The sequence below is a fragment of the Streptomyces sp. NPDC006193 genome, assembly GCF_040613915.1.
GTDB lineage: Bacteria > Actinomycetota > Actinomycetes > Streptomycetales > Streptomycetaceae > Streptomyces.
In genome coordinates, this window is sequence record NZ_JBEXTB010000009.1 from 152,132 (window position 1) to 173,763 (window position 21,632).

The following is a 21,632-nucleotide window of genomic DNA, read 5'->3' on the forward strand; positions in this document are numbered from 1 at the left end:
CCGCAGGCCCCGAGGCCCCGCCCTCCGGACCCCGCCGCAGGCCCCAGGCCCCGTGACCGAAGGCCGACCCCGGCGCCTCATGTCCGCCGCCGGCCGGCCCGCGCCCGCCGTACGCCGTGGACCGCCGCGCCCGCCGCGAGCACCCCCGCCCCCGCGGCCACCGACGCCACGGGCAGCGCGAACGCCAGCGTGACGCAGCCCAGCAGGCCCACCGCAGGCACCGCACGGGCCGAGGGAGCCGGGCTCAGCGTCCAGGCCGAGGCGTTGGCGACGGCGTAGTAGGCGAGCACGCCGAAGGACGAGAAACCGATCGCGCCGCGCACGTCCACCGTCGCGGCCAGCACCGCGACCACCGCGCCGACGGCCGCCTCCGCCCGGTGCGGCACCCGCAAGCGCGGGTGCACGGCCGCCAGCGCGCCCGGCAGGTGCCCGTCCCTGGCCATGGCGAGCGTCGTCCGGGACACGCCGAGGATCAGCGCGAGCAGCGAGCCCAGCGCGGCCACGGCCGCCCCGGCCCGCACCACGGGCACGAGCCCCGGCGCCCCGGCCGCCCGCACCGCCTCGGCGAGCGGCGCCGTCGCCTGCCCGAGCCGCCCGGCGCCGAGCACGCCGAGCGCCGCGACGGCCACGCACGCGTACACCACCAGCACGATCCCCAGGGCCACCGGGACCGCCCGCGGGATCGTGCGTGCCGGATCGCGCACCTCCTCTGCGAGGGTGGCGATCCGGGCGTACCCGGCGAACGCGAAGAACAGCAGTCCGGCGGCCTGCAGCACCCCGCCCGCGCCCGTCGCGAGGGAGACGTCCAGGCGCCCGGCGACGGCCCGCCCGGAGCCGAGGCACACCACGACCACCGCGGCGAGGACGGCGAGCACGACGGCCACGACGACCCGTGTCAGCCACGCCGATCTGCGGACGCCGAGGCAGTTCACGGCGGTCAGGGCCACCACGGCCGCGACCGCCACCGCGTGCGCGTTCCCGGGCCGGACGTAGGCCCCCACGGTGAGTGCCATCGCCGCGCAGGAGGCCGACTTGCCGACCACGAACGCCCACCCGGCGAGGTACCCCCAGAAGGGCCCCAGCCGCTCCCTGCCGTACACGTACGTCCCGCCGGAGGCCGGGTGGCGGGCGGCGAGCCGTGCCGAGGAGACGGCGTTGCAGTACGCCACCACGGCCGCCACGGCCAGCCCGAGCAGCAGCCCCGGCCCGGCCGCGCGCGCCGCGGGGCCCGGAGCGGAGAAGACGCCGGCGCCGAGCATGGAGCCGACACCGACCACCACGGCGTCCCGCATCCCCAGCGTGCGGCGCAGAGCGGCGTCCGTGCGCTTCATGAGCCGCACCCTACTGACGGCGGCAACCGCCGGGTGGACCCGTGACGTCCTCTTCACCGACACGGGATGAACTCGCGCGTGACGGACGGCGGGTCCCACCGGACACCCGGGGACCGCACGGTGCGGACACGGTGCGGAAGGGCAGGTTCACGGCATGGGCATCATCGGTTGGATCGTTCTGGGACTGCTGGCCGGAGCCATCGCGAAGGTCCTCCTGCCGGGCCGCGACCCCGGCGGCTTCATCGGCACGACCCTCATCGGCGTCGCGGGCGCGTTCATCGGCGGCTGGATCTCGGCGCGCTGGCTGGACCACCCGATCACCAAGGACTTCTACGACGGCGCCACGTGGGCCGCGGCCGTGGGCGGCTCCCTGGTGCTGCTGATCGTGTACCGCATCCTCTTCGGCAACTCGCGCGACTGACCCGGCAGGGCGGCGCGGGAACGGAGGCGGGGGAACGGAGGCGCGGGAACGCAGGCGCGGAGGGGCGGGCACCGCCGGGTGCCCGCCCCTCCGCGCCGCCCGGCTCCGTACCGGCCGCCGGGCCGTACCGACTACCGGTAGTTCACGAACTGCAGCGCGAAGTCGAAGTCCTTGCCCTTCAGGAGGGCGATCACGGCCTGCAGGTCGTCCCGGCTCTTGGAGCTGACCCGCAGCTCGTCGCCCTGCACCTGGGCCTTCACGCCCTTCGGACCCTCGTCGCGGATGATCTTCGCCACCTTCTTCGCGTTCTCCTGGGAGATGCCCTCCTGGATCGACGCGAAGATCTTGTACTCCTTGCCGGACAGCTGCGGCTCGCCCGCGTCCAGGGCCTTCAGCGAGATGCCGCGCTTGACCAGCTTGGACTGGAAGACGTCGAGGACGGCCTTCACCCGGTCCTCGGAGTTCGCCTCCATGAGGATCTTGTCACCGGACCACGAGATCGAGGCACCCACGCCCTTGAAGTCGTAGCGCTGCGAGATCTCCTTGGCGGCCTGGTTGAGGGCGTTGTCGACCTCCTGCCGCTCGACCTTCGAGACGATGTCGAAACTGGAGTCGGCCATGTCCTGTGGCTCCTTGTATCGGGGTGCGTATCGGGTGCGTGCCGGCTGCGTGCCGGTGTGCGCGGCGGCGACCGCCGGACCCGGTGGTGACCGGGCCGCATCCGCACCAGCCTAGCCACCCCGCGCCCCCCGGCGCGGAGATCAACCGGGTGGCGGAGCACCCCTGCGCATCGGGTATTGTTTACGTCGTTGCCAGGGAGCACCGCCGAAAGCGGGTGCGAAAAGGCAGCACAACCCGGCGGTGTGCCCGAGCGGCCAAAGGGAGCAGACTGTAAATCTGTCGGCTATGCCTACCCAGGTTCGAATCCTGGCGCCGCCACACGATCGAAAGGGTCTGTGATCAGCAGCAATGCTGATCACAGACCCTTTCGGCGTTCCTGGGTCCGAGCTAGCCCGGCGGCGTCGGCGCAGGTGCTCCGTCCGCGAACCCGTGGTCCACGGTGAGGCGTTGGTCACGCCACGGTCGGCGCGCGGTGCGTAGGTGGGCGGTCGGGCGGCACACGTCCACTCGCAGTGCTGTGTGCGTGTTGCCCGACCCCGCACGCGGCGGATGGCTTGACGGGGCACTTGTGGGGCGGCGGAGCCCCCACGGTGGCGGGGGTGGTCGGAGCCCTCAGAGGTTGCCGGAGCCGGCCGTTGCTATGGCCTCGGTCGCCACCCGCCGCAGCGCACGCTGCGTGAGCCAGCTGTTTCTCCCGCCGGTCAGGCAGGCCACGGCGCGACCCACCCACTCCGGGTCGCCCAGGAGGTGCAGTTTCCCCTCGTCGGTGAGCTGCCGCAGCAGACTCTCCAGCCGGAGGGCATCCACCGCCCGGTACGGGCGCGCGTGCTGGTCGAAGCGCAGCTGGTGGTCCTCGTACGGGTGGCGAAGTGTCATGTGCATCCAGCCGCCGTCGCGCCCAGCCACCATTCCCTTGGGCGTGTACATGCCCCTGTCGTTGGTGTTCCAGGAGTGCTTGCCCCACGTGAGCCGGATGCCCGTCATGATCCTCGACCACGGGACCGACCATCCCTCGGAGTCCGGCTCGTGCTGGTGCAGCCCGTCCGGGCGGAACTCCACCCAGTGGGTGTCCGGACGTGTGGCGTCTCCGACTGCCCAATGCCCGCTGACCAGTTCCAACGGTCCTAAGTGTGTACCGGTCGCCTCCATGCGGGCATTGAATCACGCGTTCTGCAAGCTGTTGCGCTCTCCCTGCCCGCGCCTTCGGGTCGCGCCGTACCCGAAACGCTTGTCGAAGGCCCTTTTCGGGCAGCCCCACACCGGTGCTGCTGTAACGGTTCCTCCGTGCCCTCCCTCCGCTTCGGGCGTCGACCGCTCCTCCGGTCCGGCCGTGTCCGGCGTGCCCGGCCCCCAACCGCACCGGACACCACCCCCCGCCCGCCACGGCCGCCGTGCCGCCATTAGAATCGAACGTGTGAACGAGGACCGTCCGCTGACGCGTCTCGACATGCTGCGCTTCGCCCGCCGTGTCGTCGAACACCAGGCTGCCCGGCAGCTCGCGTTGATGGACCGGTGGATCGCGGACGAGGAGCGCCGGGAGGCCGAACGGCGGCGTCGCCTCGCCGCCCGGCGGAACGTCCCCGAGTGGGCCGTCGAGCGCGGTTTGAACGGCCGTACCGCCGTGTACGTGCATGTCGGCGGCTGCACGGGCGCCGGCGGACGGACGAAGGGCGTGGGCCGGGAGCAGGCGGTACGCGCCCTCACCGAAGGAGGTGTCCCCCCGTGCCCGCTGTGCCGGCCGGACACCGAGCTGGGAATCGTCGAATGACCGGCCCGGGTGCGGGCCCGGCCGGTCCGGAAGATGCTGGAGCCATGGCCGGGAAACGTCCCATCATCGTGCACCTGCCGTCCCCGACCGGCGGGCGCCGGGTCCGGGTGGACGGCGAGATCCTCGGCCTCGCGCACAGCGTGCGGGACCTGGTGGAGTTCCTGCGCCGGGCGGGGCTGGAGATCGAACCGGAGGAGGTGGCCGACTCCCCGCTGATCGACTGGCGCGGAGTGGGGCCCGACCGGTGGGAGGCGGAGACCCGGACGTGACGGCGCGGGCGTGACGGCGTCGGCGTGACGGCGCGGACGTGACGGCGCGGGCGTGGCGGTGCCGTGCCGCTCCGCCGCAGGCGCGTGGCGTACCCGGCGGCCCCGGCGGGGCACACTGACGGCATGTCCTCCCGACGCAGAACCTGTCCCGTGTGCCGCCGCGAGATCGCCGTCGTGGCGGGCCGCTTCGCGCGGCACGACCCGCCCGGTGCGCGGGGGAGCGGGGAGCTCGTCTCCTGCGCCGGATCGCGGCGGCAGGCGCAGCTCGGAGCGGTCCAGCCGGCGCTGGACGGGTACGCCGTGCCGGACTTCCCCGGGCAGCTGCCCCTGTTCTGACCCCCGACGGGCCGGCGCGGGCGGGCCCCGGGGCCGGCGGCACACGGACGAGGCGGACCGGGCCGGCCGCCGTCCGGCCGCCGGTCCGGTCAGGCCGCCGTCCGGCCGCCGCTCTCAGTTCCCGGCCACCGCCTTCACCGCGACCGACACCGGCGTCGAACCGCTGATCAGCTCCAGCGTGAGCCCCGCCGTCGCCGGTGTGTCCACCAGCTCCGCGAGCACGGTCGCCACGTCGTCCCTCGGCACCGCCCCGCGGCCCGTGTGCGCCTCCAGGCGGACCAGACCGGTGCCCGCCTCGTCCGTCAGCGAGCCCGGACGCAGGATCGTCCAGTCCAGGGCCTCCTGCCGGGCGACGTACGCGTCGGCCTCGCCCTTGGCGCGCAGGTACACGTCGAAGACGTCGTCGCCCGGGTGCGCGGGATCCGCGCCCATCGAGGACACCACCAGGAAACGGCGTACGCCCGCGCGGACGGCCGCGTCCGCGAACAGCACGGCCGCGCCGCGGTCCACGGAGTCCTTGCGGGCCGTGCCGCTGCCCGGACCCGCGCCGGCCGCGAAGACCGCCGCGTCCGCGCCCTCCAGGTGCGCCGCGACCTCCTCCACCGAGGCGGACTCCAGGTCGAGCAGCACCGGTTCGGCGCCGGCCGCCCGCAGGTCGTCGCCCTGCTCTGCCTTGCGGACGATGCCCGCCACCTCGTCCCCGCGCGCGGAGAGCAGGCGCTCCAGCCGCAGCGCTATCTGACCATGACCACCAGCGATGACAATGCGCATGCAACCGACCGTACGCCCGGAGGGCCGCATCCGCCGCACGGGTCGCCCGGCGCCGCTCCCGGCGCCCGCGGTGCGCGCCGGCCGGCGCGCACCGGCCTGACGGTGAGGCCGCGTCAGACGGCGGACGCACCGGGCGCCGCCCCCGCCCGCGCGGGCCACGACCCCACCCGCCCCCGCCCGTGCGGGCCACCACCCCACCCGCCCCCGCCCGTGCGGGCCACCACCCCACCCGCCCCCGCCCGCGCGGACTCACCCGCCCGCGCCCTCACGACAGTTCCTTGCGCCCCTGCCGCGGCAGTCCCGGGTCCGCCGCCGTCGCCGAGCCGCAGTACTCGCGGACCGCGCTGGTACGGGCCACCACCCGGCCCCGGTGCACCACGATCCTGCTGTAGGCCAGGGAGAGCGCGCCGGCCAGCCGGTCGCCGCGCACGGCCAGCAGCTCGGCCGGGAAGCCCGCCTCCACGCGGACCTCCGGCAGACCCAGCGCCGCGCGGGCCGAGGCGCACACGGCGTCGTAGGCCTCCTCCGGGCGCAGGCCGTGGACGGAGGCGAGGAGATAGGCGGCCTCCAGGGGATCGCCGCGCCCGACCGGGTTCGAGACGTCGCGCAGGGCTCCGCTGCCCGCCGCCACCCGCACGCCGGCCGCGCGCAGCAGCCGTACCGGAGCCGTGCCCCGCCGGTCGGTGCTGCCGCAGCCGCCCTGGGGCAGGCACACCACCGTCACACCGGCCGCGGCGAGCTGCTCGGCCACGCGGGAGGCGGCGTCGGCGGGCAGGCGCGCCAGACCGGCGCACGGCCCGATGGTCACGCCCGGGCGCAGCCCGGCCGCCATGGCCGCGAGCCGGGACAGCCGGGCCGGGTCGGCGGCGTCCGTGTGCAGGTCCACCGGGCAGCCGTGTTCGGAGGCGAGCTCCAGGACCGCCTCCGCATAGCCGGCCGGGTCCGGGTCGTGGTCCGGGCAGCCGCCCACCACGGAGGCGCCCATCTTCACGGCGTCCCGCAGCATCGCCAGCCCCTCGCCCCCGGCGACCCCGGTCAGCAGCCGCGGCATCGCCACCGCGGTCAGCTCCGCCAGCCCGCGCAGCGACCGCCGCGCCTGCAGGACCGCGCCGAGCGCGCCGAGGCCCTGCACATCGCCCACGCGCACGTGCGCGCGCAGCGCCGTCGCCCCGTGGCCGAGCTGCAGCAGGGCCGCCTCCGTGGCCCGGCGCTGGACGTCCTCGGGGGCGTACGACACCGGGCCGGGGCGCTCGGCGGTCAGGGCGGTGTCGCCGTGGGCGTGCGCCTCGGCCGGGGCCGGCAGGAGCAGGTAGCCGCTCAGGTCCACGCGCGTGGCGGGCGTCCGGGCGGTGCCGGCGCCCAGGCTGCCGGACGTCCCCACCGCCTCGATGCGCCCGCCGCCCAGCCGCACGTCCACGGTCCTGCCGTCGGTGAGCCGCGCCCCGCAGAGCAGGAGGGCGGCCGGGCCGGACGGTCCCGAGGACCCCGACGGGTCCGACGGCGGGTGCGGCTGCGGCTGGCTGTCGGGCATCGCGCTCCAGGGTCGGGGCCAAGGTCGAGGCCAGGGTCGGGGCCGAGGGTCGGGACCGGGCGTGGGGCCCGGGGGGCCGGGGCTCGGGCGGGGCCGCGCGGGCTTCGGGCCGTACGCGCCCCAAGATCACGCAAAGCGTGTCGAGCCTAGGACGGCGAACCGCGCGGAGCGCGTAGGAGCGCAATAGTCGTACCGGCGTGGTCCGCCCCGTGGCGGCACCCGCCTCGCCCGGCCGCGTGGCACCGGCCGGCGCGGGCGAAGAGCCGTGCCGTCCGGGCTCGGCGGGGCCGCGGTGCGGACCGGCAGGGGGGCGCGGGGGCCGCCGGGATACGGATTTGGGCGAACGGCGGCGGACCGTGTAATGTCTTCATCGCTCGCCCCAATAGCTCAGTCGGCAGAGCGTCTCCATGGTAAGGAGAAGGTCAACGGTTCGATTCCGTTTTGGGGCTCTGGTGTGAGAGGTTCCCGCCGCGAGGCGGGACCCGATCTCATCAAAGCGGTGTAGCTCAGTCGGTAGAGCAAGCGGCTCATAATCGCTGTGTCACCGGTTCAAGTCCGGTCACCGCTACTGACAGTAGCCGATTGCGGGGTCGGTCCTTCGATCGGCTACTCTTTCTTGCGTTGAAGTTAGTCCATCCGTTCGTCTTAGGAGCACTCACGTGGCTGCCACCGACGTCCGCCCGAAGATCACGCTGGCCTGCGTGGAGTGCAAGGAGCGGAACTACATCACCAAGAAGAACCGGCGTAACAACCCGGACCGTCTTGAGATGAAGAAGCACTGCCCGCGTTGCAACGCGCACACCGCGCACCGCGAAACGCGATAAAAAGGCTCGTCCGTGAGGCCGTCCCCTTCCCAGGGGGCGGCCTCACGGCGTTTTCCACCAGCCCGGCGCCCCTGTCGCCCCACCGGCCCCGGTGCACAGCGGGTGGCTGGTCCGGCTAATTTGGGGCCATCGCAGCAGACTTCAGGAGGTGCCGGGCCATGGCGCTCGACCAGTCCTTCGTGGGACGGACGTACCCGCCCACCGAGCCCTACGAGGTGGGCCGGGAGAAGATCCGGGAGTTCGCCGAGGCGGTGGGCGAGACCAACCCGGTGTACACGGACCCCGAGGCCGCCAAGGCGTTCGGTCACCCCGACGTGATCGCCCCGCCGACCTTCGTGTTCTCCATCACGTTCCGCGCCGCCGGGCAGGTCGTCCAGGACCCGCAGCTGGGCCTCGACTACAGCCGCGTGGTGCACGGCGACCAGAAGTTCGCCTTCACCCGCCCGGTGCGCGCCGGCGACCGGCTCACGGTCACCTCCACGATCGAGGCGGTGAAGTCCCTCGCGGGCAACGACATCGTGGACATCCGCGGCGAGGTGCACGACGAAACGGGCGAGCACGTCGTGACCGCCTGGACCAAGCTCGTGGCCCGCGCGGCCGAGGAGGCGTGAGGACCTGATGACGGCGAAGATCGCGTACGACGAGGTCGAGGTCGGCACCGAGCTGCCCCCGCAGACCTTCCCCGTGACCCGCGCCACGCTGGTGCGCTACGCCGGCGCCTCCGGGGACTTCAACCCGATTCACTGGAACGAGAAGTTCGCCAAGGAGGTGGGCCTGCCGGACGTCATCGCGCACGGCATGTTCACCATGGCCGAGGCGATCCGCGTGGTCACCGACTGGACCGGGGACCCCGGGGCGGTCGTCGAGTACGGCGTCCGGTTCACCAAGCCCGTCGTGGTCCCCAACGACGACCGGGGCGCCGTGATCGAGGTCAGCGGCAAGGTGGCGGCCAAGCTGGACGGCAACACCGTGCGGGTGGACCTGACGGCGACGAGCGGCGGCCAGAAGGTGCTGGGCATGTCCCGGGCCGTCGTACGGCTGGCCTGACGGCGCACGGCCTGAGAGCTGAGGGGCGTCTCCTCCCCGGGGGGCGCCCCTCACGCATGCAGCGGCCCGGTGAGTCCTTCCCGCGGACCGGCGCACTGCGCCCTTGCCGCGGACCGGCACGCCCGGCCTTGCCAAGTTAGTGATTGAGCACTAACTTTCTTCGCATGGTCAGGATGAGTGCTGAGGAGCGGCGGGAGAGCGTCATCCGCGCCGCGACCGCCGAATTCGCCCGCGGGGGGTACCACGGCACCTCCACGGAGGCGATCGCCAAGCGGGTCGGCGTCTCGCAGCCGTACCTCTTCCGTCTCTTCCCGGGCAAGAGGGCGATCTTCCTCGCGGCGGCCGAGCGCTGCGTCGAGGACACCATCCGCACCTTCGAGGAGGCCTCGCGGGGGCTGCGGGGAGAGGAAGCCCTGCACGCCATGGCGAACGCGTACACCGAGGTCATCGCGGAACGGCCCGAGCGGCTGATGATGCAGATGCAGATGTACGTCGCCGTGGCCGCCGCGGAACAGGAGGGCGACCGGGAGTTCGGCGCGAGCGTCCGGGCCGGCTGGACGCGGCTGTGGGACACCGTGCGGCTGGCGCTCGGCGCGGACGTCGAGGAGACCACGCTCTTCCTGGCGCACGGCATGCTCATCAACTGCCTGGTGGCCATGGGGTTCCCGCCCGAGCATCGGGTGTGGGAGGGGCTCTACCCGTCGGCGCGGTCCACGGGCCGGCTGGAGGCATAGCGGCGCCCGGCGGGCGTACGCCCTCCCCGGCCGCTCCGCGGTGGTCGTGGGACTGCCACGGCCAGCGAAGTTAGTCATCAATAACTAACCGAATCATGCTCTGGGGGAGCGATGTCACAGCGGACGGCCCCGGCCGGCACCACCCCGCCACGCGCGCGTGCCGTGTGGACCCTCGTCGTCACCAGCGTCGCCGGCTTCATGGCGGCCCTCGACAACCTCGTCGTCACCACGGCCCTGCCCTCCCTCCGGGAGGACCTCGGCGGCGCACTCGACGACCTGGAATGGACCGTGAGCGCCTACACGCTCACCTTCGCCGTCCTGCTGATGTCCGGCGCCGCCCTCGGCGACCGCTTCGGGCGCCGCCGGCTGTTCATCGCCGGACTCGCCGTCTTCACCGGCGCCTCCGCCGCCGCGGCCATGGCGCCCGGCATCGGCTCCCTGATCGCCGCACGCGCGGTCCAGGGCGTCGGCGCGGCCGTCATGATGCCGCTCACCCTCACCCTGCTGACCGCGGCCGTCCCCGCGGCCCGGCGCGGCACGGTGTACGGCATCTGGGGCGCCGTGAACGGACTCGCCGTCGCCTCCGGGCCGCTCATCGGCGGCAGCCTCACCGAGCACGTCTCCTGGCACTGGATCTTCTGGCTGAACGTCCCGCTCGGACTGGCCGCGCTGCCGCTCGCCCGCCTGCGCCTCGCCGAGTCCTACGGCGCCGGGGCCCGCCTCGACGTCCCCGGCACGCTGCTCGCCAGCGGCGGGCTCTTCGGGATCGTGTACGGCCTGGTCCGCGGGCCCGCCGACGGCTGGACCGACTCCGTCGTGCTCACCACGCTGGTCGCGGGCGGGGCCCTGCTGGCGGGCTTCGCGGTCTACAGCTCCCGCGCCGCCCACCCCATGCTGCCCATGCGGCTGTTCCGCTCCCGCGCCTTCAGCGGGATCAACGCGGCCAGCCTGCTGATGTTCGTCGGCATGTTCGGCTCGATCTTCCTGCTCAGCCAGTACATGCAGGGCGTGCTCGGCTACTCGCCCACCGAGGCGGGCCTGCGGATGCTGCCGTGGACCGGGATGCCCATGCTCGTCGCGCCCGTCGCCGGGATCCTCTCCGACCGCGTCGGCGGGCGGCCGGTCGTCGCCGCGGGCCTTCTCCTGCAGGCCGCCGGCCTCGGCTGGCTGGCGCTGGTGGCCACAGCGGACGCCTCCTACACCGTCCAGCTGCCCGCCCTGATCATCAGCGGCGTCGGCATGGCCCTGTACTTCGCACCGGCCGCCAACCTCGTCATGTCCAGCGTCCGCCCGCAGGAGCAGGGCGTCGCCTCCGGCGCCAACAACGCGCTGCGCGAGGTGGGCGGCGCGCTCGGTGTCGCGGTGATGTCGTCGATCTTCTCCGCGCAGGGCGGCTACGAGTCCGCGCAGACCTTCGTGGACGGACTGCGGCCGGCCCTGGTCACCGGCGCGGCGGTGGTCGCGCTGGCCGCGGCCGCCGCGCTGGCGATCCCGGCCCGCCGCGGCGCCGGCCGCCCCGCCGCGGCGACCGGACGGCCGTCCGCACCGGTCCTGGAGAGCACCCCCCGCTGACCCCCACCCCTTCCGCCCGAGGAGCCCGCGATGCCCACCCTTCCCTGGACCGTGCCGAACATCCCGCCGCAGGGCGCCGACGTCCACGTCTTCGCCTCCCGCTTCCGGACCCGCACCCTGTGGGGCGCCCTCCGCTTCCTCCTGCGCACACCGGCCGTGTGGCGGCAGGTCGGCCGGGCGCCCGGCGCCTACGGGGCCACCCTCAGGGCACAGCCGCTGCGCCGGACCTTCTGGACGCTGTCCGCGTGGGAGTCGGCCGACGCGCTGAAGGCGTTCGCCGGTTCCGGCGCCCACCGGCCTACCTCCCGCGGCCTGGCCGGCGAGATGCTCGACGTCGCCTTCGCCACCTGGCGGGCCTCCGCCGACCAACTGCCGGTGAGCTGGGAGGAGGCGGTCCGGCGACTGGCGTGACCGGTGAGGCCGGCCGGCACGCGCGCGTGGACCGCGGCGCCCACCGGGGCGCGCGGGACGCCCGGCGTTCGCAGCGCGCACGCGCGCGTGGACCGCGGAGGACCACGCGCGCGTGCCTGCCGTTCCCGGCAGGCGACGGCGGCCGGGCGCCGTTCGGGGCGCCGCCCGTGCGGATGCGGTGCTGCCGGAGGCGTCTCGTAGTCTTGGGCCCGTGCAGGTACTCCACGACGCCCCCCTTGCCCCGCTGACCACCTTCCGGCTCGGCGGTCCCGCGACGCGGCTGGTCACCGCCACGACCGACGCCGAGGTGATCGCCGCCGTCCGCGAGGCCGACGACCACGGCACGCCGCTGCTGGTCATCGGCGGCGGATCGAACCTGGTCATCGGCGACAAGGGATTCGACGGCACCGCCCTGCGGATCGCCACCCGCGGGGTCGAACTGCGCGGCACCACCCTGGAGCTGGCGGCCGGCGAGGTGTGGACCGACGCGGTCGCCCGCACCGTCGAGGCCGGGCTCGCCGGGATCGAGTGCCTGGCCGGCATCCCCGGATCCGCGGGCGCCACACCGATCCAGAACGTGGGCGCCTACGGCCAGGAGGTGTCCTCGACGATCACCGAGGTGATCGCGTACGACCGGCGTGCCGGCGAGACCGTCACGCTGACGAACGAGGAGTGCGCCTTCTCCTACCGGCACAGCCGCTTCAAGGCCGACCCCGAGCGCTACGTCGTGCTCCGGGTCCGCTTCGCCCTGGAGGACGCGGGCGGGCTGTCCGCGCCGGTCAGGTACGCCGAGGCGGCCCGCGCGCTCGGGGTGGAGCCGGGCGGCAGGGCGCCGCTCGCCGACGCCCGCGAGGCCGTGCTGAAGCTGCGTGCCGGCAAGGGCATGGTGCTGGATCCGGAGGACCACGACACCTGGTCGGCCGGGTCCTTCTTCACCAACCCGATCCTCACCGACGAGCAGTTCGCCGCGTTCCGCGCGCGCGTGCGCGCCCGGCTGGGCGACGCCGCCGAGCCGCCCGCCTACCCGGCGGGGGAGGGCCGTACGAAGACCTCCGCGGCCTGGCTGATCGACAAGGCGGGCTTCACCAAGGGCTACGGCACCGGGCCAGCCCGCATCTCCACCAAGCACACCCTCGCCCTCACCAACCGGGGCGGCGCCACCACGGAGGACCTGCTGGCCCTGGCCCGCGAGGTGGTCGCCGGGGTCCGCGAGGCCTTCGGCGTCACGCTGGTCAACGAACCGGTGACGGTGGGCGTCAGCCTGTAGCCGGGCCCCGGCCCCCGGCCCTCCCGGGGGCCCGGCGGGAGGAGGCCGAGGCCCTGCCGGGCGGTCAGCCCTCAGGCACTCCCCGCCGTACGCCGGTCCCCGCCGGCCGGGGAGTTCAGCCAGTCGTCCACTCCGGCCAGCAGGCGCGCCTTGACCTCCTCCGGCGCGGCCGAAGCCCGTACCGACTGCCGGGCCAGTTCCGCCAGTTCCGCGTCCGTGAAGCCGTGGGCGTGCCGGGCGATCTCGTACTGGGCGGCCAGCCGGGAGCCGAAGAGCAGCGGGTCGTCGGCGCCGAGGGCCATCGGCACGCCCGCCTCGAAGAGGGTGCGCAGCGGCACGTCCGCCGGCTTGTCGTAGACGCCGAGCGCCACGTTGGAGGCCGGGCACACCTCGCAGGTCACGCCCCGGTCGGCCAGCCGCTTCAGCAGCCGCGGGTCGTCGGCCGCGCGCACCCCGTGCCCGATCCGGGAGGCGTGCAGGTCGTCCAGGCAGTCCCGGACCGACGCGGGGCCGGCCAGCTCGCCGCCGTGCGGCGCCGACAGCAGGCCGCCCTCGCGCGCGATGTGGAAGGCCCGGTCGAAGTCCCGGGCCATGCCCCGCCGCTCGTCGTTGGAGAGCCCGAAGCCGACCACCCCCCGGTCCGCGTACCGCACCGCCAGGCGGGCCAGCGTGCGGGCGTCCAGCGGGTGCTTCATGCGGTTGGCGGCGACCACGACGCGCATGCCGAGCCCGGTGTCCCGGGAGGCCGTCTCCACGGCGTCGAGGATGATCTCCAGAGCGGGGATCAGACCGCCCAGCCGGGGCGCGTACGACGTCGGGTCCACCTGGATCTCCAGCCAGCCCGAGCCGTCCTTCAGGTCCTCCTCGGCGGCCTCCCGGACGAGACGCCGGATGTCCTCCGGCTCGCGCAGGCAGGAGCGCGCCGCGTCGTACAGGCGCTGGAAACGGAACCAGCCCCGCTCGTCGGTGGCGCGCAGCTTCGGCGATTCGCCCCGGGACAGCGCGTCCGTCAGGACGTCGGGCAGCCGCACCCCGTGCCTGTCGGCGAGTTCCAGCAGGGTGCCCGGCCGCATCGAGCCGGTGAAGTGCAGGTGCAGATGGGCTTTCGGCAGCGCGGAGAGATCACGTACAGGCTCATCACGTACAGGCTCCATTCCCAGATCCTGCCGTACGCCCCAGCCGTCCCGGTAGCCGGTTGCCCGTTCGTGGTCCTGCCCGCACGCGCGAGCGGGCCGCCTCCCCAGGGGAAACGGCCCGCACGCGCGCGGAGTTCTCGAGGCACGCGGCCTCAGTCGCGCGCCTCCGCCAGCAGCTTCTGCACCCGGCTCACGCCCTCGACGAGGTCCTCGTCACCGAGCGCGTACGACAGGCGCAGGTAGCCCGGCGTGCCGAAGGCCTCGCCCGGGACGACCGCGACCTCGGCCTCCTCCAGGATCAGCGCGGCCAGCTCGACGGTGTCCTGCGGGCGCCTGCCGCGGATCTCCTTGCCGAGCAGGGCCTTCACCGACGGGTAGGCGTAGAAGGCGCCCTCGGGCTCCGGGCAGACCACGCCGTCGATCTCGTTGAGCATCCGCACGATGGTCCTGCGGCGCCGGTCGAAGGCCTCGCGCATCCGCGCGACGGCCTCCAGGTCGCCGGAGACGGCGGCCAGCGCGGCCGCCTGGGCGACGTTGGAGACGTTCGAGGTGGCGTGCGACTGCAGGTTCGTCGCGGCCTTGACGACGTCCTTCGGGCCGATGACCCAGCCCACGCGCCAGCCGGTCATGGCGTACGTCTTCGCCACACCGTTGACCACGATGCACTTGTCGCGCAGTTCCGGCAGCAGCGCGGGCAGGGACACGGAGGCCGCGTCGCCGTACACCAGGTGCTCGTAGATCTCGTCGGTCAGCACCCACAGGCCGTGCTCGGCGGCCCAGCGGCCGATGGCCTCGGTCTCCGCCTCGGAGTACACCGCGCCCGTCGGGTTGGACGGGGAGACGAACAGCACGACCTTCGTCTTCTCGGTGCGCGCCGCCTCCAGCTGCTCGACCGAGACCCGGTAGCCGGTCGTCTCGTCGGCGACGACCTCGACCGGGACGCCGCCGGCGAGGCGGATCGACTCCGGGTACGTCGTCCAGTACGGCGCCGGGACGATGACCTCGTCGCCCGGGTCGAGGATCGCGGCGAACGCCTCGTAGATGGCCTGCTTGCCGCCGTTGGTGACCAGGATCTGCGAGACGTCGGGCTCCCAGCCGGAGTCGCGCAGCGTCTTCGCGGCGATCGCGGCCTTCAGCTCGGGCAGGCCGCCCGCCGGGGTGTAGCGGTGGTACTTCGGGTTCCTGCAGGCCTCGACGGCCGCCTCGACGATGTAGTCCGGGGTCGGGAAGTCGGGCTCACCGGCGCCGAAGCCGATCACCGGACGCCCGGCGGCCTTCAGGGCCTTGGCCTTGGCGTCCACGGCGAGGGTGGCGGACTCGGAGATCGCGCCGACTCGGGCGGAGACCCGGCGCTCGGTGGGAGGGGTTGCAGCGCTCATGCGGCCCATCGTTCCAGACCGGAAAAGCGCCCGGCACACGGGTTTCACAGACTGAGCGGCAGGGGGTCGAGGCGTGAACACGGGTCCGAATCCGGTCCCCGGCCTGGACGATCTTCGGCCGCGCCGCCCCGGACGGGCACATCCTGTTCGACGCCGGGCCGCGGACCACGTACACTCTCACCTCGTTGGCCTTCGGCAGCCGCGATCGAACCGGTGCACACCGAGCACCCGGCCGGATGCGGTACGTTGGGGGACACACAAAGGGTCGTAGCTCAATTGGTAGAGCACTGGTCTCCAAAACCAGCGGTTGGGGGTTCAAGTCCCTCCGGCCCTGCTACACACACCGCCAGGATGTGTGCGCATGTACGTACAGCAATGCACCGCCGTGCGGCTCAGAAACCGGGCGCGGCACGGCCACGACCCGGGATCAGGTGAGGACAATGACGGACGCCGTGGGCTCCATCGACACGCCTGACGCCCAGGACGAGGTGCCCGAGTCCAAGAAGGCCCGCAAGGGCGGCAAGCGCGCCAAGAAGGGCCCGCTCAAGCGCCTCGCCACCTTCTACCGCCAGATCATCGCGGAACTCCGCAAGGTCGTCTGGCCGACGCGCAACCAGCTGACCTCGTACACGACCGTGGTGATCTTCTTCGTCGTGATCATGATCGCCCTGGTGACCGTGATTGACTATGGGCTCGACCACGCCGCCAAGTACGTCTTCGGCTGAGCCAAGAGCGAAGGGCGCCGTGGTACCGGCGCCCGTTTTCGCATGTTCCACCCCTATGTATCCAGGAAGAAGCAGCCATCGTGTCTGACCCGAACCTGAACGACGACGCCACTGAGCCCCGCGGGCTGGCTGCCGAGACGGTGGACGACGAGCTCGACATCGTCGAGGGCGCGGACGAGCAGGACGAGTTCGAGGCTGCCGAGGCCGAGGCGGGCGAGCCGGCCGAGGAGGCCGCCGTGCACGTCGAGGACGAAGAGGACGCGGACGCCGACGAGGAGGCCGCCGTCGCCGAGGCCGAGGAAGAGCCCGCCGCGCCGGTCGACCCGGTCGAGGCCCTGCGTGAGGAGCTGCGCTCCCTGCCCGGCGAGTGGTACGTCATCCACACCTACGCGGGCTACGAGAAGCGCGTGAAGGCCAACCTGGAGCAGCGCGCCGTCTCGCTGAACGTCGAGGACTTCATCTACCAGGCCGAGGTGCCCGAGGAAGAGATCGTCCAGATCAAGAACGGCGAGCGCAAGACCGTCAAGCAGAACAAGCTCCCCGGCTACGTCCTCGTCCGCATGGACCTGACGAACGAGTCGTGGGGCGTCGTGCGCAACACCCCGGGCGTCACCGGCTTCGTCGGCAACGCCTACGACCCCTACCCGCTGTCCCTGGACGAGATCGTCAAGATGCTCGCCCCGGAGGCGGAGGAGAAGGCCGCCCGCGAGGCCGCCGAGGCCGAGGGCAAGCCGGCCCCGCAGCGCAAGGTCGAGGTCCAGGTGCTGGACTTCGAGGTCGGCGACTCGGTCACCGTCACCGACGGCCCGTTCGCCACGCTCCAGGCGACCATCAACGAGATCAACCCCGACTCGAAGAAGGTCAAGGGCCTGGTCGAGATCTTCGGCCGCGAGACGCCGGTCGAGCTCTCCTTCGACCAGATCCAGAAGAACTAGCTCCTTCTGGACGAACCGCTTCCGCGCAGGTCAGGCAGACTCTCGCCGGGGACACCCCGGCTCACCGGAGACTGTCTGACCTGCACGGTTTTTGGCCGCGCATCTATACCCGTTATCGTTGTGCGGTATGCCTGCGTCCGGGCTGGTCCCCGGTTGCGGGCAGGACCCGAATGAAAGGACCCGGAGAGCTATGCCTCCCAAGAAGAAGAAGGTCACGGGGCTCATCAAGCTCCAGATCCAGGCCGGCGCCGCCAACCCGGCTCCGCCGGTCGGCCCGGCGCTGGGTCAGCACGGCGTCAACATCATGGAGTTCTGCAAGGCCTACAACGCCGCGACCGAGTCGCAGCGCGGGTGGGTCATCCCGGTGGAGATCACGGTCTACGAGGACCGTTCCTTCACCTTCGTCACCAAGACGCCGCCGGCCGCGAAGATGATCCTCAAGGCCGCGGGCATCGAGAAGGGCTCCGGCGAGCCGCACAAGACCAAGGTCGCCAAGATCACCGAGGCGCAGGTCCGCGAGATCGCCCAGACCAAGATGCCCGACCTCAACGCGAACGACCTGGACGCGGCCGCGAAGATCATCGCCGGCACCGCGCGCTCCATGGGCGTCACGGTCGAGGGCTGAACCCACCCCTAGCAGTCATGCGGCCGTAGCCGGTCGCACGTGGCAGGGCCTGCTCGGCCCGAGGACCACGACTCCTTTCAGAACACACAGGAGCAAGTTGTGAGCAAGCGCAGCAAGGCTCTCCGCGCTGCGGACGCCAAGGTCGACCGGGAGAAGCTGTACGCCCCGCTCGAGGCCGTCCGTCTCGCCAAGGAGACCTCCACGACCAAGTTCGACGCCACCGTCGAGGTCGCCTTCCGTCTGGGTGTCGACCCGCGCAAGGCCGACCAGATGGTCCGTGGCACCGTGAACCTCCCGCACGGCACCGGTAAGACCGCCCGGGTCCTGGTCTTCGCGACCGGCGACCGTGCCGAGGCCGCGCGTGCCGCGGGCGCCGACATCGTCGGCGCCGACGAGCTGATCGACGAGGTGGCGAAGGGCCGTCTGGACTTCGACGCCGTCGTCGCCACCCCGGACCTCATGGGCAAGGTCGGCCGCCTCGGCCGCGTCCTCGGCCCGCGTGGTCTGATGCCGAACCCGAAGACCGGCACCGTCACCCCCGACGTCGCCAAGGCCGTCACCGACATCAAGGGCGGCAAGATCGAGTTCCGCGTCGACAAGCACTCGAACCTGCACTTCATCATCGGCAAGGCGTCCTTCGACGACGACAAGCTGGTGGAGAACTACGGCGCCGCGCTGGAGGAGATCCTCCGTCTGAAGCCGTCCGCCGCCAAGGGCCGGTACATCAAGAAGGCCGCCATCACCACCACGATGGGCCCCGGCATCCCGGTCGACCCGAACCGCACCCGCAACCTCCTCGTCGAGGAGGACCCGGCCGCCGTCTGAGCCTGAGGCTCGGCCCGGCAGCCGCGTCAGGTACGCGTGAGGAAAAGGGCGGACCCTGCAACCTTCCCGGTGCAGGGTCCGTCCTTTCTTTGTGCGACCTTTCGCACGACTGTCGGTGGCCTGGGCTACGGTGCAGGCACATGACTCGCAACAGGGGTGGGACCAGATGAACAGCACGACCGTGCGCCGCACGACTCTTTCCATCGCGGTGGTCGCCGCGCTCACCGGGGTGGCCGCCTGCGGCTCCGCGGACTCCGACCAGGGCGGCGACAAGGCGGCCGGCCGGAGCGTGACGCACGTCAGCCCCATCGCGGCCCTGCGCTCCGCCGCGAAGTCCACCGACCGGGCCGACTCGGCCAAGGTGCGCTCCACCACGTCCGTCGGCGACCTCATGTCGATGACCGCGAACGGCTCCCTCACCTGGGGCGACGGCCTCAAGGGCAGCCTGGTCATCACCTACACCGGCGGTCAGATGGCCGAGATGATGAAGAAGTCCGGCACCTCCTCGATGGAGGCCCGGTACCTGCCGGACGCCTACTACGCGCACATGAGCGACGCCTACGCCCAGCACGCGGGCGGAAAGCACTGGATCAGGTACGCGTACGACGACCTCGCCAAGGTCGGCGGCGCCTCCGGCTCGTACATGAAGGACCAGTTCCAGAACGCCACGCCGAACCAGTCGGTGAAGATGCTGCTGGCCTCCGGGGACGTCAAGAAGGTGGGCGAGGAGACGGTCGCCGGCGTGCACGCCACGCACTACAAGGGCACGCTCAACGTCGCCGAGCTCGCCGACAGGACCAGCAACCTCGGCGCCGAGCAGCTGTCGGCCCTGAAGAAGCAGCTCAGCCAGGCCGGCGTCACCACCGACACCGTCGACCTCTGGATCGACGACCAGAACCTGCTGGTCAAGAAGTCCGAGAAGGCCGATACGGCGAACGGCGCCATGACCAACACCACGTACTACAGCGACTACGGCGTGAAGGTCGCCGCCGAGGCTCCCCCGGCCGACGACACCAGGGACTTCGCGGACCTGCTCAAGTCCGGCGGCACGGTGGGCGGCGCCGGCGCCGGCGCCGGCACCAGCTCCTGACGCCCGCGGGCCGGACGGCGGCCCGACGGGGCCGTGCGGCGGCGACCGGCGCCGCCCGCGGCGCCCAGCGGCCCGGCGGCCGCGGCCGGCGCACAGCCGCCGCCCGCGGCCTCCGGCCGGCGGCCCCGGTCGGCGCCCCCGGGCGCGTGTCGCAATGCCGCACAGGGCCGATTTGCTCGACGACGTCCCGGTCCCTTACTCTCTTCCAGAAGCCAAAGACCGCTGGTCGTTGCCGCACGCTCGTCAGGGAGTGCGGTGGCCGAAGGATCCGCTGAAAAGTGGGCGACCCGCGCAGGTGACAGTGGAAGAACTCCCGGTGCATGCGCCTCCGCGTGTGTGCGGCCGGTCGAGTCCGCCCCGTGCGCCTGCGCCGGGGCGTTTCGTTTTCCCCAGTCCTCCTTCGGGTCCGCGCGGTCCGAATCACCCGGAAGGAGGCCGAGGCTCTATGGCGAGGCCCGACAAGGCTGCCGCGGTTGCGGAGCTGACGGACAAGTTCCGCAGCTCCAACGCCGCCGTGCTGACCGAGTACCGCGGTCTCACCGTGGCGCAGCTCAAGACGCTGCGCCGGTCGCTCGGTGAGAACGCCCAGTACGCCGTGGTGAAGAACACGCTGACCAAGATTGCGGCCAACGAGGCCGGGATCACGCTGGACGACCAGCTCTTCGCTGGTCCGACGGCCGTCGCCTTCGTCACCGGTGACCCGGTGGAGTCGGCGAAGGGTCTCCGTGACTTCGCCAAGGACAACCCGAATCTCGTCATCAAGGGCGGTGTCCTTGACGGCAAGGCGCTGTCCGCCGACGAGATCAAGAAGCTTGCGGACCTCGAGTCCCGCGAGGTTCTGCTCAGCAAGCTGGCCGGTGCCTTCAAGGCGAAGCAGTCCCAGGCTGCCTCCGTCTTCCAGGCGCTGCCGTCGAAGCTCGTCCGCACCGTGGACGCGCTGCGCGCCAAGCAGGCCGAGCAGGGCGGTGCCGAGTAATTCGGCTCGCTTTCTGACCCGCACCACCGGCGCGGGTCGCAGCGGGCCGACGTACGCCCGCCTTATCCAGTACATCCGGCACCTGCCGATTTGAGTGGAAGGACCGCCATCATGGCGAAGCTCACCCAGGACGAGCTGCTTGCCCAGTTCGAGGAGATGACCCTCATCGAGCTCTCCGAGTTCGTGAAGGCCTTCGAGGAGAAGTTCGACGTCACCGCCGCCGCTGCCGCGCCGGTCGTCGTCGCCGGTGGTGCCGCTGGTGGCGCCGCCGCCGAGGCCGAGGAGGAGAAGGACGAGTTCGACGTCATCCTCACCGGCGCCGGCGAGAAGAAGATCCAGGTCATCAAGGTCGTGCGCGAGCTGACCTCCCTGGGTCTGAAGGAGGCCAAGGACCTCGTCGACGGCACCCCGAAGCCGGTCCTCGAGAAGGTCAACAAGGAGCAGGCCGACAAGGCCGCCGAGGCCCTCAAGGGCGCCGGCGCCTCGGTCGAGGTCAAGTAAGACCGCCGCGGCCGCGTGAACGGCCCTCCGGGGCTGTAACGCGGACGCACCGCAGGGCGATCATCCATCCGGGTGGTCGCCCTGCGGCGTTCCCCGGGGTGCGGCCCGGGCTGCCTTGCACCTGTGTTCGTGAGGGGTAAGGTGATCTTCGTCGTGTCTTCGGATGCCCCGGTTCCGGCAAGGAGCCCTTGACGAACCGCACGCAGCGCGCAATTCTCAGGACGCGTCGTCACAAGGATCCGAATCCGAGGCATGGATCGACGGCGAAGAGGGCAGTATCAACGTGCATTGAGGGCAGGCAATGCCGAGGGCGTTGACAAGAACGAGGGCAGCAGGGGTTGCGTATACCCGCACTGGACATCAGTGTGCCAAGTGGCTACACTGACCCTTTGCGCTGCCTGTTAGCTGTCCCCTGCCCGTCACCAGGGGTCTGCCCTCACTCGAACACAGTCGACCAAGCCCCCCTGACCTGGGGTTTCCGTCTCTGTGTGGGGGAGGGACCGGTACGCGCGTAGTGAGTCCGAGCCCTCGGAAGGA

At 72.4% G+C, this 21,632-nt stretch carries 25 protein-coding genes and 4 tRNA genes; 22 read left to right on the forward strand and 7 right to left on the reverse strand.

Annotated features, from left to right (window positions below):
• Positions 1-77: 77 nt before the first annotated feature.
• Entirely contained in the window at positions 78-1,331 is a 1,254-nt protein-coding gene (locus ABZ261_RS12430) for an amino acid permease (RefSeq protein WP_356858161.1), read from the reverse strand.
• 154 nt (positions 1,332-1,485) lie between these two features.
• Between ABZ261_RS12430 and ABZ261_RS12435 the strand changes: the two genes are divergently transcribed.
• On the forward strand, positions 1,486-1,752 hold the full coding sequence (locus tag ABZ261_RS12435; protein WP_356858163.1) for a GlsB/YeaQ/YmgE family stress response membrane protein: 267 nt from the start codon (positions 1,486-1,488) through the stop codon (positions 1,750-1,752).
• 131 nt (positions 1,753-1,883) lie between these two features.
• Here ABZ261_RS12435 and ABZ261_RS12440 read toward each other — a convergent pair whose 3' ends face one another.
• Positions 1,884-2,372, reverse strand: a complete 489-nt coding sequence (locus ABZ261_RS12440; protein ID WP_356858165.1) for a YajQ family cyclic di-GMP-binding protein — start codon at positions 2,370-2,372, stop codon at positions 1,884-1,886.
• Positions 2,373-2,609: 237 nt separating this feature from the next.
• Here ABZ261_RS12440 and ABZ261_RS12445 point away from each other — a divergent pair.
• A tRNA-Tyr gene (locus ABZ261_RS12445) sits at positions 2,610-2,691 on the forward strand.
• 294 nt (positions 2,692-2,985) lie between these two features.
• Here the strand turns inward: ABZ261_RS12445 and ABZ261_RS12450 are convergent.
• Positions 2,986-3,522, reverse strand: coding sequence for a hypothetical protein (locus ABZ261_RS12450; RefSeq protein WP_356858167.1), 537 nt, complete (start codon positions 3,520-3,522; stop codon positions 2,986-2,988).
• Positions 3,523-3,787: 265 nt separating this feature from the next.
• Between ABZ261_RS12450 and ABZ261_RS12455 the strand changes: the two genes are divergently transcribed.
• The 3 genes from ABZ261_RS12455 to ABZ261_RS12465 all read left to right on the forward strand — a co-directional run bounded on the left by ABZ261_RS12455 (position 3,788) and on the right by ABZ261_RS12465 (position 4,746).
• Positions 3,788-4,141, forward strand: a complete 354-nt coding sequence (locus ABZ261_RS12455) for a DUF6233 domain-containing protein (RefSeq protein ID WP_356858169.1) — start codon at positions 3,788-3,790, stop codon at positions 4,139-4,141.
• Between the two features lie 44 nt (positions 4,142-4,185).
• Positions 4,186-4,410 (forward strand): hypothetical protein, encoded by a 225-nt coding sequence (locus tag ABZ261_RS12460; protein WP_030747440.1) that lies wholly within the window; start codon positions 4,186-4,188, stop codon positions 4,408-4,410.
• 123 nt (positions 4,411-4,533) lie between these two features.
• A complete protein-coding gene (locus ABZ261_RS12465) occupies positions 4,534-4,746 on the forward strand; it encodes a hypothetical protein (protein ID WP_356858171.1) in 213 nt (70 codons plus the stop codon).
• Between the two features lie 114 nt (positions 4,747-4,860).
• On the opposite strand, the gene ABZ261_RS12470 is transcribed toward ABZ261_RS12465, so the two are convergent.
• Both ABZ261_RS12470 and ABZ261_RS12475 read right to left on the reverse strand, forming a co-directional pair.
• Positions 4,861-5,517: an SDR family oxidoreductase gene (locus ABZ261_RS12470; protein ID WP_356858173.1), complete on the reverse strand. Its 657-nt coding sequence runs from the start codon at positions 5,515-5,517 to the stop codon at positions 4,861-4,863.
• Positions 5,518-5,782: 265 nt separating this feature from the next.
• Positions 5,783-7,048, reverse strand: a complete 1,266-nt coding sequence (locus ABZ261_RS12475) for an amidohydrolase family protein (protein WP_356858175.1) — start codon at positions 7,046-7,048, stop codon at positions 5,783-5,785.
• Positions 7,049-7,424: 376 nt separating this feature from the next.
• On the opposite strand from ABZ261_RS12475, the gene ABZ261_RS12480 reads away from it, so the two are divergent.
• The 9 genes from ABZ261_RS12480 to ABZ261_RS12520 all read left to right on the forward strand — a co-directional run bounded on the left by ABZ261_RS12480 (position 7,425) and on the right by ABZ261_RS12520 (position 12,903).
• Positions 7,425-7,497, forward strand: a tRNA-Thr gene (locus ABZ261_RS12480).
• Between the two features lie 46 nt (positions 7,498-7,543).
• A tRNA-Met gene (locus tag ABZ261_RS12485) sits at positions 7,544-7,616 on the forward strand.
• A 91-nt stretch (positions 7,617-7,707) separates the two neighbouring features.
• The gene (rpmG, locus tag ABZ261_RS12490) at positions 7,708-7,872 is read left to right on the forward strand and encodes a 50S ribosomal protein L33 (protein ID WP_003948671.1); all 165 of its coding nucleotides are present in this window, start codon (positions 7,708-7,710) and stop codon (positions 7,870-7,872) included.
• 158 nt (positions 7,873-8,030) lie between these two features.
• Positions 8,031-8,483, forward strand: a complete 453-nt coding sequence (locus ABZ261_RS12495) for a MaoC family dehydratase N-terminal domain-containing protein (RefSeq protein ID WP_356858177.1) — start codon at positions 8,031-8,033, stop codon at positions 8,481-8,483.
• A 7-nt stretch (positions 8,484-8,490) separates the two neighbouring features.
• Positions 8,491-8,919 (forward strand): MaoC family dehydratase, encoded by a 429-nt coding sequence (locus tag ABZ261_RS12500; protein ID WP_356858179.1) that lies wholly within the window; start codon positions 8,491-8,493, stop codon positions 8,917-8,919.
• A 164-nt stretch (positions 8,920-9,083) separates the two neighbouring features.
• Positions 9,084-9,653, forward strand: coding sequence for a helix-turn-helix domain-containing protein (locus ABZ261_RS12505; protein WP_356858181.1), 570 nt, complete (start codon positions 9,084-9,086; stop codon positions 9,651-9,653).
• A gap of 111 nt (positions 9,654-9,764) precedes the next feature.
• Positions 9,765-11,225 carry a DHA2 family efflux MFS transporter permease subunit gene (locus ABZ261_RS12510; RefSeq protein ID WP_356858183.1) on the forward strand — a complete coding sequence of 487 codons (1,461 nt, stop codon included), beginning with the start codon at positions 9,765-9,767 and terminating at the stop codon, positions 11,223-11,225.
• A gap of 30 nt (positions 11,226-11,255) precedes the next feature.
• Positions 11,256-11,636, forward strand: coding sequence for a DUF3291 domain-containing protein (locus tag ABZ261_RS12515; protein WP_356858185.1), 381 nt, complete (start codon positions 11,256-11,258; stop codon positions 11,634-11,636).
• A gap of 211 nt (positions 11,637-11,847) precedes the next feature.
• Complete coding sequence (locus ABZ261_RS12520; protein WP_356858187.1) at positions 11,848-12,903, forward strand: UDP-N-acetylmuramate dehydrogenase; 1,056 nt, start codon at positions 11,848-11,850, stop codon at positions 12,901-12,903.
• Positions 12,904-12,974: 71 nt separating this feature from the next.
• Here ABZ261_RS12520 and ABZ261_RS12525 read toward each other — a convergent pair whose 3' ends face one another.
• Both ABZ261_RS12525 and ABZ261_RS12530 read right to left on the reverse strand, forming a co-directional pair.
• Entirely contained in the window at positions 12,975-14,057 is a 1,083-nt protein-coding gene (locus ABZ261_RS12525; RefSeq protein WP_356858189.1) for an adenosine deaminase, read from the reverse strand.
• A 134-nt stretch (positions 14,058-14,191) separates the two neighbouring features.
• Complete coding sequence (locus ABZ261_RS12530; RefSeq protein ID WP_356858191.1) at positions 14,192-15,418, reverse strand: pyridoxal phosphate-dependent aminotransferase; 1,227 nt, start codon at positions 15,416-15,418, stop codon at positions 14,192-14,194.
• Positions 15,419-15,679: 261 nt separating this feature from the next.
• Here ABZ261_RS12530 and ABZ261_RS12535 point away from each other — a divergent pair.
• The 8 genes from ABZ261_RS12535 to rplL all read left to right on the forward strand — a co-directional run bounded on the left by ABZ261_RS12535 (position 15,680) and on the right by rplL (position 21,095).
• A tRNA-Trp gene (locus tag ABZ261_RS12535) sits at positions 15,680-15,752 on the forward strand.
• 106 nt (positions 15,753-15,858) lie between these two features.
• A complete protein-coding gene (gene secE / locus ABZ261_RS12540; protein ID WP_030601348.1) occupies positions 15,859-16,143 on the forward strand; it encodes a preprotein translocase subunit SecE in 285 nt (94 codons plus the stop codon).
• Between the two features lie 80 nt (positions 16,144-16,223).
• Positions 16,224-17,078, forward strand: a complete 855-nt coding sequence (gene nusG / locus ABZ261_RS12545) for a transcription termination/antitermination protein NusG (protein WP_356858193.1) — start codon at positions 16,224-16,226, stop codon at positions 17,076-17,078.
• 190 nt (positions 17,079-17,268) lie between these two features.
• The gene (gene rplK / locus ABZ261_RS12550; RefSeq protein ID WP_023547415.1) at positions 17,269-17,703 is read left to right on the forward strand and encodes a 50S ribosomal protein L11; all 435 of its coding nucleotides are present in this window, start codon (positions 17,269-17,271) and stop codon (positions 17,701-17,703) included.
• 99 nt (positions 17,704-17,802) lie between these two features.
• The gene (gene rplA, locus ABZ261_RS12555; protein WP_030778441.1) at positions 17,803-18,528 is read left to right on the forward strand and encodes a 50S ribosomal protein L1; all 726 of its coding nucleotides are present in this window, start codon (positions 17,803-17,805) and stop codon (positions 18,526-18,528) included.
• Positions 18,529-18,694: 166 nt separating this feature from the next.
• Complete coding sequence (locus ABZ261_RS12560) at positions 18,695-19,618, forward strand: hypothetical protein (protein ID WP_356858196.1); 924 nt, start codon at positions 18,695-18,697, stop codon at positions 19,616-19,618.
• Positions 19,619-20,063: 445 nt separating this feature from the next.
• Positions 20,064-20,594 carry a 50S ribosomal protein L10 gene (gene rplJ, locus ABZ261_RS12565; protein WP_030641169.1) on the forward strand — a complete coding sequence of 177 codons (531 nt, stop codon included), beginning with the start codon at positions 20,064-20,066 and terminating at the stop codon, positions 20,592-20,594.
• A 111-nt stretch (positions 20,595-20,705) separates the two neighbouring features.
• Positions 20,706-21,095 carry a 50S ribosomal protein L7/L12 gene (rplL, locus tag ABZ261_RS12570; RefSeq protein ID WP_356858198.1) on the forward strand — a complete coding sequence of 130 codons (390 nt, stop codon included), beginning with the start codon at positions 20,706-20,708 and terminating at the stop codon, positions 21,093-21,095.
• The last annotated feature ends 537 nt before the right edge of the window (positions 21,096-21,632 follow it).